Source organism: Caulobacter sp. 17J65-9 (assembly GCF_010975005.1).
Lineage (GTDB): Bacteria > Pseudomonadota > Alphaproteobacteria > Caulobacterales > Caulobacteraceae > 17J80-11.
This window is the reverse complement of the sequence record NZ_JAAIVC010000080.1, coordinates 1-15,588: the sequence shown is the minus strand read 5'-3', so window position 1 is coordinate 15,588 and position 15,588 is coordinate 1. Positions and strand designations below refer to the sequence as shown.

Annotated in this window: 21 protein-coding genes and 1 pseudogene; 5 read left to right on the top strand and 17 right to left on the bottom strand. The window is 71.6% G+C overall.

Translation table 11 applies throughout. The annotated features are described in order from the left end of the window. Together G3573_RS12760 and hisC are read left to right on the top strand one after the other, a co-directional pair. Window positions 1-631, top strand: a 631-nt coding sequence (locus G3573_RS12760; RefSeq protein WP_163261479.1) for a chorismate mutase, incomplete at its 5' end; no start/stop codon positions are given. Between the two features lie 18 nt (window positions 632-649). Continuing rightward, entirely contained in the window at window positions 650-1,756 is a 1,107-nt protein-coding gene (hisC, locus tag G3573_RS12755) for a histidinol-phosphate transaminase (protein WP_163261483.1), read from the top strand. Between the two features lie 186 nt (window positions 1,757-1,942). Here the strand turns inward: hisC and G3573_RS12750 are convergent, their stop codons facing one another. The 4 genes and pseudogenes from G3573_RS12750 to ftsE form a co-directional block, all read right to left on the bottom strand. After that, window positions 1,943-2,653 (bottom strand): lysophospholipid acyltransferase family protein, encoded by a 711-nt coding sequence (locus G3573_RS12750; RefSeq protein WP_163261478.1) that lies wholly within the window; start codon window positions 2,651-2,653, stop codon window positions 1,943-1,945. Between the two features lie 9 nt (window positions 2,654-2,662). Then, window positions 2,663-3,292 (bottom strand): YdcF family protein, encoded by a 630-nt coding sequence (locus G3573_RS12745; protein ID WP_163261476.1) that lies wholly within the window; start codon window positions 3,290-3,292, stop codon window positions 2,663-2,665. Further along, window positions 3,289-4,185, bottom strand: a complete 897-nt coding sequence (locus G3573_RS12740; protein WP_346427380.1) for an FtsX-like permease family protein — start codon at window positions 4,183-4,185, stop codon at window positions 3,289-3,291. Before G3573_RS12740 ends, G3573_RS12745 begins: the two co-directional genes overlap by 4 nt. Before the next feature lie 146 nt (window positions 4,186-4,331). Next, a pseudogene (gene ftsE, locus G3573_RS12735) lies at window positions 4,332-4,973 on the bottom strand (cell division ATP-binding protein FtsE); the annotation flags it as partial. Between the two features lie 135 nt (window positions 4,974-5,108). Between ftsE and G3573_RS12730 the strand changes: the two are divergent. Then, window positions 5,109-6,086, top strand: a complete 978-nt coding sequence (locus tag G3573_RS12730) for an MJ0042-type zinc finger domain-containing protein (RefSeq protein WP_163261472.1) — start codon at window positions 5,109-5,111, stop codon at window positions 6,084-6,086. Further along, complete coding sequence (locus G3573_RS12725; RefSeq protein ID WP_163261470.1) at window positions 6,079-6,615, top strand: phosphoribosyltransferase family protein; 537 nt, start codon at window positions 6,079-6,081, stop codon at window positions 6,613-6,615. Before G3573_RS12730 ends, G3573_RS12725 begins: the two co-directional genes overlap by 8 nt. On the opposite strand, the gene G3573_RS12720 is transcribed toward G3573_RS12725, so the two are convergent. From G3573_RS12720 to argH, 4 genes are read right to left on the bottom strand one after another with little or no spacing between them, the layout of a single operon-like run. Continuing rightward, window positions 6,555-7,283 (bottom strand): DUF4175 family protein, encoded by a 729-nt coding sequence (locus tag G3573_RS12720; RefSeq protein WP_163261469.1) that lies wholly within the window; start codon window positions 7,281-7,283, stop codon window positions 6,555-6,557. The genes G3573_RS12725 and G3573_RS12720 overlap by 61 nt on opposite strands. 13 nt (window positions 7,284-7,296) lie before the next feature. Then, on the bottom strand, window positions 7,297-8,577 hold the full coding sequence (gene lysA / locus G3573_RS12715) for a diaminopimelate decarboxylase (RefSeq protein WP_163261467.1): 1,281 nt from the start codon (window positions 8,575-8,577) through the stop codon (window positions 7,297-7,299). Continuing rightward, window positions 8,574-8,858 (bottom strand): lipoprotein, encoded by a 285-nt coding sequence (locus G3573_RS22270; protein ID WP_163261465.1) that lies wholly within the window; start codon window positions 8,856-8,858, stop codon window positions 8,574-8,576. The genes lysA and G3573_RS22270 overlap by 4 nt, the downstream gene beginning before the upstream one ends. Then, window positions 8,855-10,279: an argininosuccinate lyase gene (gene argH, locus G3573_RS12705; protein WP_163261463.1), complete on the bottom strand. Its 1,425-nt coding sequence runs from the start codon at window positions 10,277-10,279 to the stop codon at window positions 8,855-8,857. Before argH ends, G3573_RS22270 begins: the two co-directional genes overlap by 4 nt. A 31-nt stretch (window positions 10,280-10,310) precedes the next feature. Between argH and G3573_RS12700 the strand changes: the two genes are divergently transcribed. Then, complete coding sequence (locus G3573_RS12700) at window positions 10,311-10,904, top strand: TlpA disulfide reductase family protein (RefSeq protein ID WP_240454676.1); 594 nt, start codon at window positions 10,311-10,313, stop codon at window positions 10,902-10,904. Window positions 10,905-10,914: 10 nt separating this feature from the next. Here the strand turns inward: G3573_RS12700 and G3573_RS12695 are convergent, their stop codons facing one another. The 9 genes from G3573_RS12695 to G3573_RS12655 form a co-directional block, all read right to left on the bottom strand. Next, window positions 10,915-11,352 (bottom strand): hypothetical protein, encoded by a 438-nt coding sequence (locus G3573_RS12695; RefSeq protein ID WP_163261461.1) that lies wholly within the window; start codon window positions 11,350-11,352, stop codon window positions 10,915-10,917. Continuing rightward, window positions 11,349-11,720: a hypothetical protein gene (locus tag G3573_RS12690; RefSeq protein WP_163261459.1), complete on the bottom strand. Its 372-nt coding sequence runs from the start codon at window positions 11,718-11,720 to the stop codon at window positions 11,349-11,351. Before G3573_RS12690 ends, G3573_RS12695 begins: the two co-directional genes overlap by 4 nt. An 87-nt stretch (window positions 11,721-11,807) precedes the next feature. Beyond that, the gene (locus G3573_RS12685) at window positions 11,808-12,248 is read right to left on the bottom strand and encodes a hypothetical protein (protein ID WP_163261457.1); all 441 of its coding nucleotides are present in this window, start codon (window positions 12,246-12,248) and stop codon (window positions 11,808-11,810) included. Continuing rightward, window positions 12,245-12,685, bottom strand: coding sequence for a hypothetical protein (locus G3573_RS12680; protein ID WP_163261455.1), 441 nt, complete (start codon window positions 12,683-12,685; stop codon window positions 12,245-12,247). The genes G3573_RS12685 and G3573_RS12680 overlap by 4 nt, the downstream gene beginning before the upstream one ends. Beyond that, on the bottom strand, window positions 12,682-13,116 hold the full coding sequence (locus G3573_RS12675; protein WP_163261453.1) for a hypothetical protein: 435 nt from the start codon (window positions 13,114-13,116) through the stop codon (window positions 12,682-12,684). The genes G3573_RS12680 and G3573_RS12675 overlap by 4 nt, the downstream gene beginning before the upstream one ends. Continuing rightward, window positions 13,113-13,535, bottom strand: a complete 423-nt coding sequence (locus tag G3573_RS12670) for a hypothetical protein (RefSeq protein ID WP_163261451.1) — start codon at window positions 13,533-13,535, stop codon at window positions 13,113-13,115. Before G3573_RS12670 ends, G3573_RS12675 begins: the two co-directional genes overlap by 4 nt. Continuing rightward, window positions 13,532-14,002 (bottom strand): hypothetical protein, encoded by a 471-nt coding sequence (locus G3573_RS12665; RefSeq protein WP_163261449.1) that lies wholly within the window; start codon window positions 14,000-14,002, stop codon window positions 13,532-13,534. Before G3573_RS12665 ends, G3573_RS12670 begins: the two co-directional genes overlap by 4 nt. Window positions 14,003-14,164: 162 nt before the next feature. After that, on the bottom strand, window positions 14,165-14,386 hold the full coding sequence (locus tag G3573_RS22265) for a hypothetical protein (RefSeq protein WP_240454674.1): 222 nt from the start codon (window positions 14,384-14,386) through the stop codon (window positions 14,165-14,167). A gap of 497 nt (window positions 14,387-14,883) precedes the next feature. Beyond that, the coding region (locus G3573_RS12655) for a hypothetical protein (RefSeq protein WP_163261445.1) at window positions 14,884-15,588 on the bottom strand (705 nt) is incomplete at its 5' end.

Genomic DNA, 15,588 nt, shown 5'->3' with positions numbered 1-15,588 from the left:
GGGGCGCGGCCTGCGCCCCGACGAGGAGGCGATCGTCCTGCGCACCCTGCTTGAGCAGCCGCGCCCGGCCGCCACCGCGCGGCTGGTCGTGCGGCTCTGGCGCGCCCTGATGGCCGAGACCGCCCGGCCGGTCGGCGTGGCCGTCTGGGGCGGGACCCAGGCGCTGGAGCTGGCCGCCGCGCGCTTTCCCGGCTCTCCCTTGCGACTGGTGCAGAAGCCGGAGGACGCGCTCAGCGCCGCCCGTGCGCCGGGCGCCGTGGGCGTGCTGGCCCTGGATGCGGCCACGCCCTGGTGGCTGCGCCTGCTGGCCGAGCCGAAGCTGAAGGTGTTCGCCGCCCTGCCGGAACTGGCCGCCGACGGCGACGCCGGGGCGCTTGCGGTCGGCGACGTGCCGCTTGAGCCCTCGGGCGGCGACGACACCTTCTGGGTCACCGACGCAGGCCAAAGCCCGGCCGCGATCGAGGAGGCGCTGGGGCGCGACGGATTGGCCGGAAGGCTCGTCAGCGCGGCGGGCGGGTTGAAGCTGTTCGCCCTGGCGGGCTATGTGCAGGTTGAAGACGCCAGGCTCGCCCGCGCGCCTGGTCGGCTTTCCGGCGTGATCGGCGCCGCGCCCTCCCCATTCGATCTCTGAGCGACGCGTATGAACACCATGACCCCTGCCCCGAAAACGGCGCAGCCCGCGCCGAAGCCGGGCATTCTGGACATCGCGCCCTACGTGGGCGGCAAGTCGAAGATCGAAGGCGTCGCCGAGCCGATCAAGCTGTCGTCGAACGAGAACGCGCTGGGCGCCTCGCAGGCCGCCCGCGACGCCTACGTCGCCGCCGCCCAGAACATCTTCATCTACCCGGAAGGCCGCGCCAGCCGCCTGCGCGAGGCCGTCAGCGCCAAGATGGGCCTGGAGCAGGATCGCCTGATCTTCGGCGCCGGCACCGACGAGATCTTCGCCCTGATCAACCAGACCTACCTGGAGCCCGGCGACAACATCGTCACCGGCCAGTACGGCTTCCTGGCCTACCGGATCAGCGCCAAGGCCAACCAGGCCGAGATCAAGCTGGCCCCCGAGCCGAACTACCGGGTCGAGGTCGACGAGCTGCTGAAGCTGGTCGATGAGCGCACCAAGATCGTCTACGTCTCCAACCCGTCGAACCCGACCGGCTCGTGGAACTCCGGCGAGGAGATCCGCCGCCTGCATGAGGGCCTGCCGGCCCACGTCCTGCTGGTGATCGACGAAGCCTACGCCGAGTACGTGGCCGAGCCCGACTGGGAGACCGCCCTGCCGCTGGCGCGCAACGCCGACAACGTTGTCGTCACCCGCACCTTCTCGAAGATCCACGGCCTGGCCGGCCTGCGCATCGGCTGGGCCTACGCGCCCCTGTCGGTGGCCGCCGCCGTCGACCGCATCCGCCTGCCGTTCAACGCCTCGGTTCCGGCCCAGGAAGCCGCCCTGGCCGCCCTGTCGGCCGAGGACCACGTGAAGGCGTCGAAGGAGCTGGTGCAGCAGTGGCGTCCGCGCCTGGCCCAGGCCATCCGCGGCTTCGGCTTCGAGGTCATGCCCTCGGCCGGCAACTTCGTGCTGGTCCGCTTCCCCGATCCGAAGCGCAACGCCAGGGCGGCCGACGAGTACCTGCAGTCCAAGGGCCTGATCGTGCGCCCGGTCGGCGGCTACGGCCTGACCGACTGCCTGCGCATCACGGTCGGCACCGAAGACCAGAACCGGGCCCTGCTCGACGCCCTGTCGGAATTCGCGGCGACGTAAATTTCCCCTCCCCCGCAGGGCGGGGGAGGGGGACCACGCGTAGCGTGGTGGAGGGGGCGAGCCGCCAGGCGCGCCCCTTTTTCTTTGTCGTGAGGTCAGTTGCTAGCGGGCCGTCGTGCGCCGGTCCGCCCCCTCCACCGCCCTTCGGGCGGTCCCCCTCCCCCGCTGCGCAGGGGAGGAGAGAAGTCAGCGCGCTTCCAACAGCTTCGTCGACGCCGCTTCGATGCGGGTCTGCATCTCGGTCATGAACTGGCCGCGCTTCAGGCCGGCCGGCAGGGGCTCGAGGAATTCGAACACGACGGTGCCCGGCTTGCGGATGAAGCCGTGGGCGGGCCAGCACAGCCCGGAATTGGTGGCGATCAGCTCGCAGGGGTAGTTCAGGTCGCGGTACAGCGCCGCCACGCCCGGCTTGTAGTCGGGCTCGGCGCCGGGCTCAGTGCGGGTGCCTTCGGGGAAGATCACGACCTGGCGGACGTCCTCCAGCCGCGCGTTGGTGTCGGTCACCATCTTGCGCAGGGCCGCGGCCTGGGCCGAGCGGTCGACCGGGACCATGCGCAGCTTCTTGGCGTACCAGCCGAAGAACGGAAGGCTCAGCAGCTCCTGCTTCATGACGAAGCAGGGGTCGTCCAGGAAGGTGAAGGGGGCGATGACGTCCAGCATGCCCTGGTGCTTGGCCGCGATCAGGGCGCCGCCGCTGGGGCGGTGTTCGAGGCCGCGCACCTCGACCTTGATGCCGCAGAGGATCCGCGCCGCGCCCAGCACCGTGCGGGCCCAGCCCTGGACCAGGCGCATGGCGACCGGGCGGGGGGCCAGCAGGAACGGCGACATCACCACGCCCATGAACACCATGGACAGGTAGAGGTACGCCATGAACAGCAGGGAACGCAGAACCAGCAAGGAGTTAACTCACGCAGTCGCGGCCGGCGACGCCTCGGCCTGGGTCTTCGAATTTCCGTCGCCGAGGCTGAGAACCGCCTCGCGCACCAGAACGACCAGGTATTTGCAGTATTCCACCGTCATGCGCCGCGCGCCGGTGGCCGAACGCCACCAGCGACGGGTGTCGAGCGAGGGCGTGCGCACGGCGTAGGGCACCAGCTGGGCCTCGGGCATGGCCCCGCGAATTTCCAGCAGGCTGCGGGGCATGTGGTAGTCGGAGGTGACCACCACCAGGTCGGTGAAGTTCTTGGCCCGGGCCCAGGCGGCGATCTCCTGGGCGTTGCCGATGGTGTCGGCGGCCTCGAAGCCCAGATCCACGCAGCAGTCGTAGAGGCGCGCCGGCGCGCGGGTCACCGCCCGCAGCTCGCCGCGGGTGACCTCGCGGTTCACGCCGGAGACCAGCAGGCGGCGGCCCTTGCCCTGTTCCAGGAGGTGCATGGCCGCGACGATGCGCTCGTCCGACGCGCCGGTCAGGACCACGACGCCGTCGCCCTGCGGCGGCTCGTCGGCGGGCGTGGAACGTTGCACCCGCTCGGCGAAGGCCAGGAGACCCGCAAGCCAGATCAACGCCACGATCGCCACGGCGGCCAGGCTCTTCATTCCCATCCCCTCAGGAGGCGCAGCGTGGTTAACCGCGCAGCCAGGGCCGCCACCGTAGCCGCGATCAGCGGACATGGCGAGACCGCCGTGACGTCCCACCAACTGAGCGGCAGGGCCGGGGTGAAGCCGTCCTGTCCGCCGAGCAGCTTGAGGATGAGGGCGACCGCGATGGCCGCCAGAGCGCCGACCGCGCCGGCCTCGAAGGCCAGCCGGCCGAAGCGGGTCTGGAACACCCGGGCGATGAACTCGTCGCGCGCGCCGGACAGGTGCAGCACCTCGACCACGTCCTTCTGCGCGGCCATGCCGGCCCGTGTCGCGAAAGCCACGACCGCGCCGGCCGCGGCGGCCACCACCACGAAGACGCCGAAGGCGATCCAGCGGACCAGGCCCGCCGCCCGCTCCACGTCGCGCAGCCAGCGGGCGTGATCGTCGACGTCGCCGTCGATGCCGGCGGCCGAGAGGGCCCGGTGCAGGTCGGCGGCGGTGGCCGGCGCCTTAGGATCGAGGCGCACGGTCACCAGGTGCGGGATCGGCAGGTCGTCCAGCACCGCGTCGCCCAGCCAGGGCTTCAGCAGCGCCTCGGCCTTTTCCTTCTCCAGGGCGGCGGCCTCGGTCACGCCCTTGACCCCGGCCAGGGCCTCGGCGGCGCGGGCGGCGGCGGTGGAGCCGGTCTCGCCGAGCTTCGGGCGGACCTGCACGGTCGCCTCGCCGCGGATGTCGCGGGCCCAGCCGCTGGCGGCCCGGTCGGCGCCGATGGCGGCCACGGCGGCCAGGCAGGCCAGGAAGCACAGCACGGCGACCACGAAGTGCAGCGAGAACTCCCGCTCCTCGTCGCGCGGCAGCAGCGGGGCCGGCTTCCAGCGGGCCATCGGGTCTTCGGTCGCGACGCTCACGCCTCGTCCTCCCCGAAGTCGTCCCCGAATTCACTTTCGTCGCCGAGGTCGAACTGCGCCTGCTCGTCCGCCTGCGGCGTTTCGTCGCGCGGGGCGGGTCGTGGGGCGGCGCGGGGTTCGGCGCGGGCCTCGCCGGAGTGGCGGGTCAGCTTGCCGTCGTAGAGGTGCAGGACCGGCATGCCCGAGCGGCGCACCAGGTCCTGGTCGTGGCTGGCGATCAGCACGGTGGTGCCCAGCCGGTTCAGCTCCACGAACAGGCGCAGGATGCGCAGCGCCATCTCGTGGTCGACGTTGCCGGTCGGTTCGTCGGCCAGCAGCAGGTCGGGGCGGTTCACGACCGCGCGCGCGATGGCCAGGCGCTGCTTCTCGCCGCCCGACAGGGTCGGGGGCATGGCCCACAGCCGCTGGCCCAGGCCCACCCAGGTCAGAAGCTCGGCCACGTCGTCGCGATACTCGTCCGGCTTCATGCCGGCGATGCGCAGCGGCAGGGCCACGTTGTCGAAGGCCGACAGGTGGTCCAGCAGGCGGAACTCCTGGAACACCACGCCAACGCGCCGGCGCAGGAACGGTAGGTCGTTGCGCGACGCGCTCTCCACGTCGTGGCCGAACAGCTCGATGCGCCCGCGCGAGGGGCGGTGAGCGAGGTAAATCAGCTTCAGCAGCGACGACTTTCCCGCACCGGAAGCCCCGGTAAGGAAGTGGAAAGAGCCCGGCGCCAAGGTAAACGCGACGTCCTTGAGGACTTCGGACGAGCGGCCGTACCGCATGCCGACGTTCTCGAAACGCACGACAGGACCGGTGGACGGGACTTCTGACTGCCCGGCTGCTTCAGCGGCGGAATAAGAGGCGGCGGTGTTCCGAGACATACGGGCCGAAAGATCGGAGACCTCGACGGGAGGCGGTTCAAACCTCCGATTCGCGCCATGATATTGACCTGTCCCGCTTGCGCCACGCGCTATTTTGTCGACGACGACCGCATCGGAACCGCCGGGCGCACTGTGCGCTGCGCTTCCTGCGGCTCGGCCTGGCGCGCCCAGCTCGAAGAACCGCTTGAACTGACCTCCTCGGCCGAGGAGGGCGCGATCGCTCGCGAGCCGCTGTCGTTCAAGTCCGACGAGGACGTCGAGCCGACCGCGCCGGAGCTTCCCAAGGCCTTCCGCGCCCGCCAGCAGCAGAAGCGCAAGATGCGCGAAGCCGCCGTCGCCGGCGTCGTCTGGGCCGGCCTGGCCTCGTGCTTCATGGCGATGTTCGCCGCCGCTTACCTGTTCCGCGTCGACGTGGTGAAGATGTATCCGAGCGCCGCGGGGGCCTACGCCGCCGTGGGCGTGCCGGTGAATCCGACCGGCCTGGCGATCGAAATCAAGGCAGATATGGCCGCCGACGGCCTGCCTGCCGTGGTGGTCTCGGGCGTCGTTCGCAACATCGAAAACGAGACGATGCCGGTGCCGCCGGTGCTGGTCTCCCTGCTCGACAAGGGCGGCAAGAAAATTTCCACCCGCGTGATCAAGCTTTCGGCGACGTCGATCGCCCCTGAAAAGGCGGTGCCGTTCTCCGTGGCTCTGGCCGATCCGGACGCCACCACGGCGACGGTCGAGACCAGCTTTGTTCTCGAAAAGAAGCCCGCGAAGCCGGCCAAGCCGGCCAAGCCCAAGCCAGCCAAGCCCAAGGCGGCCAAGCCCGCCAAACCCGCCGCTCAGACGCCGAAGGCGCCGGCCTCGCCGAACGGCAAGGTCGCCGCGGCCAAGCCGGCCGCCCAGCAGATGCACATGGCCGACGCCGGCCTGCGTCCGGCGCGCAGCGTGGCGCTGCCGCGGCCGGTGGAGGCGCGTCCGCTGCCGGCCAGCGACCCTTACGCCCTCGACTCCGTGGCCGCTCCGGCGCTATCCGCGCCGCATGGCTGATCCGACGCGCGACGTCCCTGAACCCCTCTTAGACGAAGCCGAGGTCGTCTCCCGCGTGGAGGCGCTGGCCGAGGCCCTGGCCCCGCGCGTCGACGACGAGACGGTGGCCGTCTGCCTTTTGACCGGCGGCCTGTGGTTCGCCGCCGACCTGACCCGCGCCCTGGCTCGCCGGGGCCGGCTGCTGCGCTTCGACGCCCTGTGGCTGGCCTCCTACGGCGACGGCATGGTCTCCAAGGGCCGTGTCGAGGTGCGCGCCCACCTGCAGCGTCCGGTGACCGGACGCCGCGTGCTCCTGATGGACGACGTGTTCGATTCCGGCCTGTCGCTGGCGGAAGCCGTGCGCGCGGTGCGCGAGGCGGGGGCCGACGAGGTGCTGACCGCGGTGTTCGCGCGCAAGCCGTGGCCGGAAACGCGGGCCATCACGCCCGACTTCGTGGCCTGGGAGGCGCCGGCCCGCTACCTGGTCGGTTACGGCCTGGATTCGGCCGGCAAGATGCGCGGCCTGCCGTCGATCTGCGCCCTGGACTGAACCTCGGCCTTCACCAGCATCGGGCGCTCGGCGCCGGACAGGCCGGCCACGATCTGCTGCACCGTCGAGGCGGTCCACCCGGCCGCCGTGCTGACCAGCACGCCGCTGTCGCGGGCCATGCGCACGCCCGGATCGAAGGCGCGCGAGGCGCGATCGGCGCTCTCGACGCCGTTGGCCCACAGGCCCAGCGCCGCGGCCAGGCCCAGGGCATAGCGCAGGGCGTAGGGATCGGCGGCGGCCAGACCCACGCGCATCCGCAGTGGCCGGAGGCGTTCGACGGCTTCGGCCGACTTGGCCCGGTGCAGGGCCCACAGGGCCTCGTCGCCGGTGGCCGGCGCGTCCTCCAGCGCGGAGAGAGGATCATGGTCGAGGCGCGAGTCCGCCTCGATGCGCGCCCGGGCCTCTTCGCGGGTGGGCCAGCGCACGCGAAGCGCGCCGCGGACGGCGAAGACGGCGGCGATCAGGAACGGCGCGGCGAAGGCGTAGGCCGCGAAGCCCGCCGGCACGACCAGGAACGCGCCCCACAGGCCAGCCACCGCGACCAGGGCGGCGGCCAGGGCCAGGGGCGTCCAGACTGCGCCGGACCGCTCCCAAAGCAGGACCGCCCGGGCGAGCAGCAAAGCCCGGGTCAGGCGCGCTCTCGATCGGGGGTCCAGGTCCTGCGGCATGGGTCCTTCTGGATTAGAGCCAGGCGGCGGCGGGTTCGCGGGCGAAGATTTCGTCGTAGGTCGGCCTGCGTCGCACGACCGACCACTGTCCCTCACGCACCAACACCTCAGGGGCGAGCGGACGGGTGTTGTACTCGCTCCCCATCACCGCTCCGTAGGCGCCCGCGCTCATGAAGGCGATCAGGTCGCCCTCCGCCGCTTCGGGCAGCTCGCGGTCGCGCGAGAAGGTGTCGCCGGTCTCGCACACCGGCCCGACCACGTCGTAGGCCAGCTTCGACGCGCCCTCGCGCACCCGCACCGGGCGGATGTCGTGGAAGGCGTCGTAGAGGGCCGGCCGCATCAGGTCGTTCATGGCCGCGTCGAGGACCAGGAAGCGCCGCCCCCCGTCCGGGCGACCGTGGATATGTATCACACGCGAGACGAGCACGCCCGCGTTGGCGACGATCATCCGGCCCGGTTCGAACACGTAGCGCACGCCCAGACCCCCGACCGTGCGGGCGACCATGGCGGCGAAGTCCTCGGGCGAGGGCGGCTCCTGCTGGTTGAAGTAGGGCACGCCCAGGCCGCCGCCGAGATCCAGGCGGCTGACCTCCAGGCCCTGGCCGCGCAGGCGCTCGACCAGGCCGCGCATGACCCCGAAGGCCGCTTCCAGCGGACCCAGGTCGGTGATCTGGCTGCCGATGTGGCAGGCCAGGCCCAGCGGCTGCAGCGACGGCGCCGCGGCCGCCTCGGCGTAGAGGCGCAGCGCCTCCTCGGCGTCGACCCCGAACTTGTCGCCGGCCCCGCCGGTGGTGATCTTGGCGTGGCCGCCGGCCCCGACCTTGGGGTTCACCCGCACCACGAAGGGCGCGCGCACGCCCTTGTCGGCGGCGATCCTGGCCAGACGGCGCAGTTCCGGCTCGGCCTCGACGTTGATCTGGTAGACGCCGGCCTCAAGCGCGAAGGCCAGCTCCGCGTCGGTCTTGCCCACGCCGGAGAAGACGATCTTTTCGCCCGGCACGCCGGCCTTCAGGGCGCGACGGATCTCGCCCTCGGAGACGGTGTCGGCGCCCGCGCCCAGGCGGGCCAGGGTGGTCAGCACCGAGAGATTGCTGTTGGCCTTCACCGCGAAGGCGACCAGCGGGTCGCCCAACTGGTCCGCGTGCGCGGCCAGCGCGCCCTGGAACACTTCGAAGTGCCGCGACAGGGTGGCGGAGGAATACACATAGAACGGCGTGCCGACCTCGCGGGCGAGATCGGCCAGTCTGACGCCTTCGCACCAGAGTTCGCCGTCGCGAACTTGGAAATGGTTCACTGGGGTTGGCCGGGTCCCTTGTAGGGGTCCGTCGGGCCGCCCTCGACGGGGGCCTGGCGGATCTTGGCGTTGGTCTGGGCCGGATCGACCGGCAGCGGGGCGTTGGCGCTGGGCGCGCGCTTCTCGGCCTTGGCGGCCTTCTTCGCGGCCTGCTGGGCCTCGTAGTCGGCCTTGGCCTTGTCGCCCCACATCGGCGGCGGCTGGTCCAGCGGACCGCGTTTGCCGCAACCGGCCAGGGCGAGAGCGGCCACCGAGGCCAGGGCGATCAGACGCAGGCTCATGACAAGGCTTCCTTCCAACGCGCGATCTGGGCCCGCACCCCGACGGGCGCGGTTCCGCCGTAGCTGGTCCGGCTCGCGCAGGAGGCCTCGGGGGAAAGAACCTTATACACGTCTTCAGTGACGCCGGGATGCAGGCTCTGCAGTTCGGCGAGCGGGAGTGCCTCCAGGCCCACACCCAGCTGCTCGGCCCGCTTCACCGCGGCGCCGGTCACGTGGTGGGCGTCGCGGAACGGCAGGTTCAGCTCGCGCACCAGCCAGTCGGCCAGGTCGGTGGCGGTGGAGAAGCCCGCGCCGGCGGCCGCCGCCATGCGCTCGCGCACCGGCTCCAGGTCGGCGACCATGCCGGCCATGGCCAGCAGGGCCAGCTCCAGGGAGTCGAAGGCGTCGAACACGCCCGCCTTGTCCTCCTGCATGTCCTTCGAATAGGCCAGCGGCAGGCCTTTCATCACCGTCGACAGGCCGACCAGGGCGCCCATGACCTTGCCGGTCTTGGCGCGCACCAGCTCGGCGGCGTCGGGGTTGCGCTTCTGCGGCATGATCGAGGAGCCGGTCGTGAACGCGTCCGACAGCTTCACGAAGCCGAACTGCGGCGTCACCCAGATCACGATCTCCTCGGCCAGGCGCGACAGGTGGCCGGCGCAGATCGAGGCGGCCGAGAGGGCCTCCAATGCGAAGTCGCGGGCCGAGACGCTGTCCAGCGAGTTGGCGGTCGGCCGCTCGAAGCCCAGCCGCTCGGCGGTCATGTGCCGGTCGATCGGGAAGGGCGAGCCGGCCAGGGCGGCCGAGCCCAGCGGGTTCTCGTTCATGCGCCTGCGCGCGTCGGCGAAGCGCGCGGCGTCGCGGCCGAACATCTCGACATAGGCCATCAGGTGGTGGCCGAAGGTCACCGGCTGGGCCGGCTGCAGGTGGGTGAAGCCCGGCATCAGGGCGTCGGCGTGGGCCTCGGCCTTGGCCAGCAGGGCGCGCTGCAGGGCCTGGATCTGACCGACCGTGCGGTCGCAGGCTTCACGCACCCAGAGGCGGAAATCGGTGGCCACCTGGTCGTTGCGCGAGCGGGCGGTGTGCAGCCGCCCGGCGGCCCCCCCGATCAGTTCGCGAAGACGGGCCTCGACATTCATATGGATGTCTTCGTATTCCGTGCGGAACGGAAAGGCCCCGCTTCGGATTTCTTCCTCGATCCGGTCGAGTCCCTGTTGGATCGCCTGTTCGTCTTGTCTTGAAATGATTTGCGTGGCGGCCAACATGGCCGCGTGGGCGCGCGAGCCTTGCAGGTCCTGCGCCCACAACCGGCGATCCACGTCGATGGAGACGTTGATCGCCTGCATGAGGTCGGCGGGCTTCGCTGAGAATCGCCCGCCCCAAAGGCTCTGGCCCGCCGAAGGCGCGCGGTCCGGGGAGACGAGGTCGGAAGGGTCGGTCATGGGCGAAGGCTCGGGGAAGAAGACGGCGGTCATGATCGCGGCCGCCGTGGTTGTGGTCGCGGCGCTCGCAGGCGGCGCCTTCTACCTCACCCGCCCGGATTCCGCAGCGGTGCAATTGAAAGATCAGGCGGCCGGCGCCCTGGACAAGACCCAGGGGCCGCTGGCGGCCTACGCGGTCGGGACCCTGGCCAAGCTGGAGACCCACGCCCAGCCGAAGGCCGTGCCTGCGGTCAGCTTCGACGACCGCGACGGCAAGCCGGTTTCCCTGGCCGACTTCAAGGGGCGCGTGACGGTGGTGAACGTCTGGGCCACCTGGTGCGCCCCGTGCGTGACCGAGATGCCGACCCTGGCGGCCCTGCAGAAGGGCTATCCGACCGACAAGCTGGTGGTCGTGCCGGTCAGCGTCGACCGCGACGTGGCCGACGCCAAGAGCTTCATCGACGTGCACGCGCCGCTGGCGCTCTACCACGACCCCAAGTTCGCCCTGCCGCACGACCTGGGCGTGATGGGCATGCCGACCACCCTGATCCTGGACCGTAACGGCCGCGAGGTGGCGCGCCTCAGCGGCGAGTCGGACTGGAACAGCCCCGACGCGCGCAAGCTGTTCGACGCCCTGCTGAAGTAGGTCAGGCGGCTCAGACGACCGTCCCCGTGCGGGCGCGCCGCCAGCGGTCCGCCTCGAAGGTCCCGTACAACAGCGCGCTCTGGCACAGCACGCCCCAGGTGTTCACCGCAGTGGCGTAGGCCAAGCGTCCGATCGACCCGTCCAGCTCGTATGCGATGTAGGTGCCGACCGTGGCCAGCTGGAAGACGCACATCCAGAACAGCCAGGGCCGCGGCCAGCGCAGAACGATCGCCAGCATGGGGATCAAGACGAGGGCGTCGGCATAGTTCGACCAATCGGCCGGACCCTTCCAGATCTGGCGGACCGCCAGGCCCAGCAGGAAGGCGCCGAGGGCGAATCCGGCGACCAGCCTGACGCGCAGGTCGCCGCGCCACAGGGCCAGGCCCAGGCAGCCGGCCCAGTAGCCCCACACGACGACGGCGAGGATGCGGTAGTCGTGGGCGCTCATGCGATCGCTCGCGCCGCGCCGGTGCGGGCCGCCTGGATCGCGCCCCAGAGCAGCGCGGTCAGTTCCGCAACGCACCAGGTGTTCAGCGCGGTGAGGAAGGCGAGCGGCGAGATGCGCGGGTCGAGCAGGGTCGCGACGTAGGTGGCGACCACGATCAGCCGGAAGGCCCACGCCCACAGCAGCCAGGCGGGGCGATCACGCAGCAGCAGAAGCAGCAGGGCGACGAATCCGGCCGCCTCGACCGGCAGCCGGGCGGCGGTTCCCCAGTCCAGGCCTTCCTGGGCGATGAAGAGCGCGGGGTAGACGCAGAGGTAGACCAACGCCGCCAGCCGCGCCGGCCGGTCGCCGCGCCAGAGAGCGAAGAGCACGATCGCGGCCCAGTAGATCCACTCGGCGACCGTAATGAGCTCGTAATGGGCTGGCGTCAGCTGGAACGGGGGGATGGCGCGTCCTCCTTACGACTTCGGCGCGCTGGTGGCGGCCTTGCGTCGAGCGGCGGCCTCGACCGTCCCCCAGGCGAGGGCGGCGATGGTGAGCAGCCACCACATGTTGACGGCGGTGGCCAAGGCCAGGGCGGCGATGTCGTGGTCGAACGCGTAGACGGCGGCGGTGGCCACCGCCGCCAGCTGGAAGCCGCAGGCCCAGAGCGCCCAGCGCCGCGGCTCGCGCAGAGCGATCGCGATCATCGACGCCAGGCAGGCCGCGTCGACCAGCCCGAACCACCAGCGCGGCAGGTCGAAGAGCCGGAAGGGCAGGGTGGCGGCGAGCTGGCCGAGGAACATGATCACCGCGAAGCGCCGGGCCAGGCGGTCGCCGCGCCAGAGCGCGAAGGCCAGGACGGCGGCCCAGACGCCCCACTCGGCGAGGGCGACGAGCGCGTAGTGAAGACGGCTCACGCGACCCTCGCTTCGGCGGCGAAGCCGGCGCGCGCCGGGCCCGGCCGCCGCGATCCGAACGCGCCCAACGCCAGGGCGGCCAGCTGCAGCGCCCACCAGAGGTCGATCGCCGCCGAATAGGCATGGTCCTCGATGCGCGGGTCGAGCGCCCAGGCGACGTGGGTGGCCACCGTCACCAGCTCGAAGGCGCAGGCCCAGATCAGCCAGCGCCGCGGCTGACGCAGCAGGGCGCGGGCCAGCAGTGGCAGGAGGACGATGTCGGCGAAGCCCCAGACCGCCGGCGGCGCGCCGAAGGCGAGCGCGGCCACCGCCGCGGCGGTCGCGGCGAGATAGAGGCCGCCGATCGCGCGCACGAAGCCGTCGCCGCGCAGGAGGGCGAAGCCGATGGCCGCCAGCCAGCCGCCCCACAGGACCAGTTCGGACAGGTCGGCGCTCACGCCGTCGCCCCGACGGCGGTCGGCCGGCGCCGCACCACCTCGCCCGTGCCCCAGACCAGCGCGGCGAGCTCCAGCATCCACCAGGTGTTGAGCGCCGTGGCGTAGGCCGTGGACTCGATGCGCCCGTCCAGCGTCCGGGCGACATGTGTGGCGACGGTGGCCAACTGGAAGGCCGCGGCGCCGACCAGCCAGCGCCGCGGCTGGCGCAGGGCGAGCAGCAACAGGGGCAGGAACCCGATCGCGTCGACCCAGGCCCAGAGCGCCATGGGCGCGCCCAGCTTGAAGGCGATCGCCAAGCCGCCCGTCGCCGCCAGCTGGAGAAGGGCGACCAGGCGCACGATGGTGTCGCCGCGCCACAGCGCGAAGCCCACCGCCCCGGCCCACACGATCCACTCGGCGGCGAATAGGATCTGATACAGCTCCTGCGTCACGCCGCCGCCTCGCTCGCAGGACGTGCGCGGGACGTCTCGACCGTGCCCCAGACGAGCATCGCCAGCTGCAGCATCCACCAGGTGTTCAGCGCCGTGGAATAGGCCAGGGGCTGGATGCGGTCGTCGAGCGCGGCCGCCACCCGCGTGGCGGCCGAGAGCAGCTGGAATGCCGTCCCCCACAACACCCATGGCCTCGGCGCGCGGACCGCGACCGCCCCCATGGCGACCAAGCCGGCGATGTCGACCGTGATCTCCGCCGGCCGCACCCACATGACCCCCAGCATGGCGGCGTTGCCGAGGAGGTAGATGGCCGCGATCCAGCGCGCCGGTCCGTCGCCGCGCCACAGGGCGAAGGCGACCGCGAGAAGCCACGCCGTCTTCTCCGCGGCGAGGATCAAATCGTAGTGGACCTGGGTCACGCCGCCGCCTCGCCCGTGCGGCGCGCGCGTGACGCCTCGACCGTGCCCCAGGCGAGCACCGCGAGCTGCAGCACCCACCAGGTGTTCACGGCGGTGACCACCGCGAGCCGGTCGATGCTGCGGTCGAGGACGCCGGCCGTACGGGTCGCGGTGGAGACCAGCTGGAATGCGGCGCTCCAGAGCAGCCAGGGGCGTGGATTGCGCAGGGCGAGAACGGTGATGAGGGCGAGAGCCGCTACGTCCACCGCCAGCTCTGGAAATCGAGACGCGTAGCGCACCGGCGTCGCGCTGAGGGACGCGATGAACTTGCCGCCGAAGAAGGCCGCCCACATCGCAAGATAGCCGCCGATGTAGACGAGCGAGATCCCGCGCGCGGAGCGATCGCCGCGCCACAGGGCGTAGCTCACCGCCAGCAGAAACGCCGCGGTCTCGAGCCCTTGGACGAGGTCGTACTGGAACTGGGTCACCGGCCGACGCGACCCCGAAGGGCGCGCCTCACCGCAGGCCGCCCTCGTTCCAGGTCTGCATCACGACCAGCACCTGGTGGGCGCCGAGCAGCACGCCGGCGAGCAGGAAGGCGCTGCCGATGGCCAGGACGGCCATTCGGGCCAGCGCCCCCAGCGCCCCGCTCAGATCGTTTCGATCGGCTCGTCCGACAGCACCGGCTGGAACGACTCGTCCGCGATCACGGTCGCCAGGCAGAGTATTTCCCGCAGCGTCGCCCCGGCGGAGAGCACCGCCGTCCGCTTGGCCACCGCCGACACCAGGGGCTCGACCATCGCGCGCTGCGCCGGGCTGGCGGCCAGCCGGGTCAGCTCTTCTTCCAGTTCGTCCCAGGTCCACGCCGGCATCGGCCGGCTCGGATTGATCCTCAACATAACGCCCATTGATACCCCCGTCCTCGAGGGCATCGGACGTGATCGGGGCGGCCCGCGCCATCCCATCCGATCCGCCTCCTACGTCTTTTAGGAGGGCGGGGAGGGGGGATCCCCCCTCGGCGACGAGGAGCATCAGCGCCGCTTCGCGCCGGGTCGCGGCGCCCAGCCGGCGGCGCGCCTCGTTCAGGTGGGCGTCGACCGTGTGCTGAGAGATGTTGAGGCGGCGCGCGATCTCTTTCGAGCGCAGGTGCTGGGCGACCAGTCGCAGGCATTCGCGTTCGCGCGGCGTCAGCCGTTCGATGCCCAGTTCCCCTACGCCAATGGCCTCGCGCATGACTCTATGCCGCACTCGGACCTATCCCCGAGGCGGAGCTTTACACGAGTTACGGCAGTACGAAACCGGTTTCCGCGCAAACAATAACGCCCACGGTCGGTGACCGTGGGCGTCTGAAAACCAAGCTACCCTTAGGTCAGGCGCCCGAGAGCGCCAGCTCGACGCGCGAGGCCTGGGCCAGCACCTTGCCGGTGGCCGGGGCCTTGGCAGCGTCCTCCGGAGCGGTCGCCGACGGCCACAGCTTGACCAGGCCGGCGATCTCGTCGCGGGCCGAAGCCAGCTTCGGATCGGCGTCGACCACGGCCTTGGCGGCCAGGGCCGCGCCGTAGGAGTGCTGGTACTCGACCGGGTCGACCGCGCCGTCGACCAGGGCGTTCTGGTACAGGCCGGAGGCGATGGTGGTCATGCCCTTGGCGACCGCGGCCTGGTCGCCGCCGGCCTTCTTGGAGGCGGCGTCGAGCGTCGCGATGGCCTTCTTGATGGCGGCCGGATCGCCGCTCTCGGCGGCGGCGCGCAGGGCCGCCTCGTCCACGCCCAGCGCCTTCAGCTCGGCCGCGGCGGGGTCGTAGGCTTCCAGCAGGCCCTGGCCGATCAGGGCGGCGGCGGCCTCCTTGCCTTCGGCCGGGGCGGCGGCCTGGGCGACCAGGAAGAAGCCCTTCACCTGGGCGATGCGCAGCGCGGTGCGGCTGGCGGCCGGGATGGCGGCGTAGGCGTCGGTGGCGCCCGCTTCGCCGCTTTCGCCGGCGGCCGAGGCGACGGCGGCGGCGCCTTCACCCTCGCCCTCGCCGCCTGCGCTGGCGGCGGCCGGGTTCGCGGGGGCGGTCTCGGCCTTGTCGCCGGC

Coding starts and splice junctions, on each gene's coding strand:
- G3573_RS12695 (WP_163261461.1), bottom strand. CDS start 11,352: ATGAGCGCCCACGACTACCGCATCCTCGCCGTCGTCGTGTGGGGCTAC.
- G3573_RS22265 (WP_240454674.1), bottom strand. CDS start 14,386: ATGCCGGCGTGGACCTGGGACGAACTGGAAGAAGAGCTGACCCGGCTG.
- G3573_RS12720 (WP_163261469.1), bottom strand. CDS start 7,283: ATGCCGCAGGACCTGGACCCCCGATCGAGAGCGCGCCTGACCCGGGCT.
- G3573_RS12700 (WP_240454676.1), top strand. CDS start 10,311: ATGATCGCGGCCGCCGTGGTTGTGGTCGCGGCGCTCGCAGGCGGCGCC.
- argH (WP_163261463.1), bottom strand. CDS start 10,279: ATGACCGACCCTTCCGACCTCGTCTCCCCGGACCGCGCGCCTTCGGCG.
- G3573_RS22270 (WP_163261465.1), bottom strand. CDS start 8,858: ATGAGCCTGCGTCTGATCGCCCTGGCCTCGGTGGCCGCTCTCGCCCTG.
- G3573_RS12725 (WP_163261470.1), top strand. CDS start 6,079: ATGGCTGATCCGACGCGCGACGTCCCTGAACCCCTCTTAGACGAAGCC.
- G3573_RS12730 (WP_163261472.1), top strand. CDS start 5,109: ATGATATTGACCTGTCCCGCTTGCGCCACGCGCTATTTTGTCGACGAC.
- G3573_RS12745 (WP_163261476.1), bottom strand. CDS start 3,292: ATGAAGAGCCTGGCCGCCGTGGCGATCGTGGCGTTGATCTGGCTTGCG.
- hisC (WP_163261483.1), top strand. CDS start 650: ATGACCCCTGCCCCGAAAACGGCGCAGCCCGCGCCGAAGCCGGGCATT.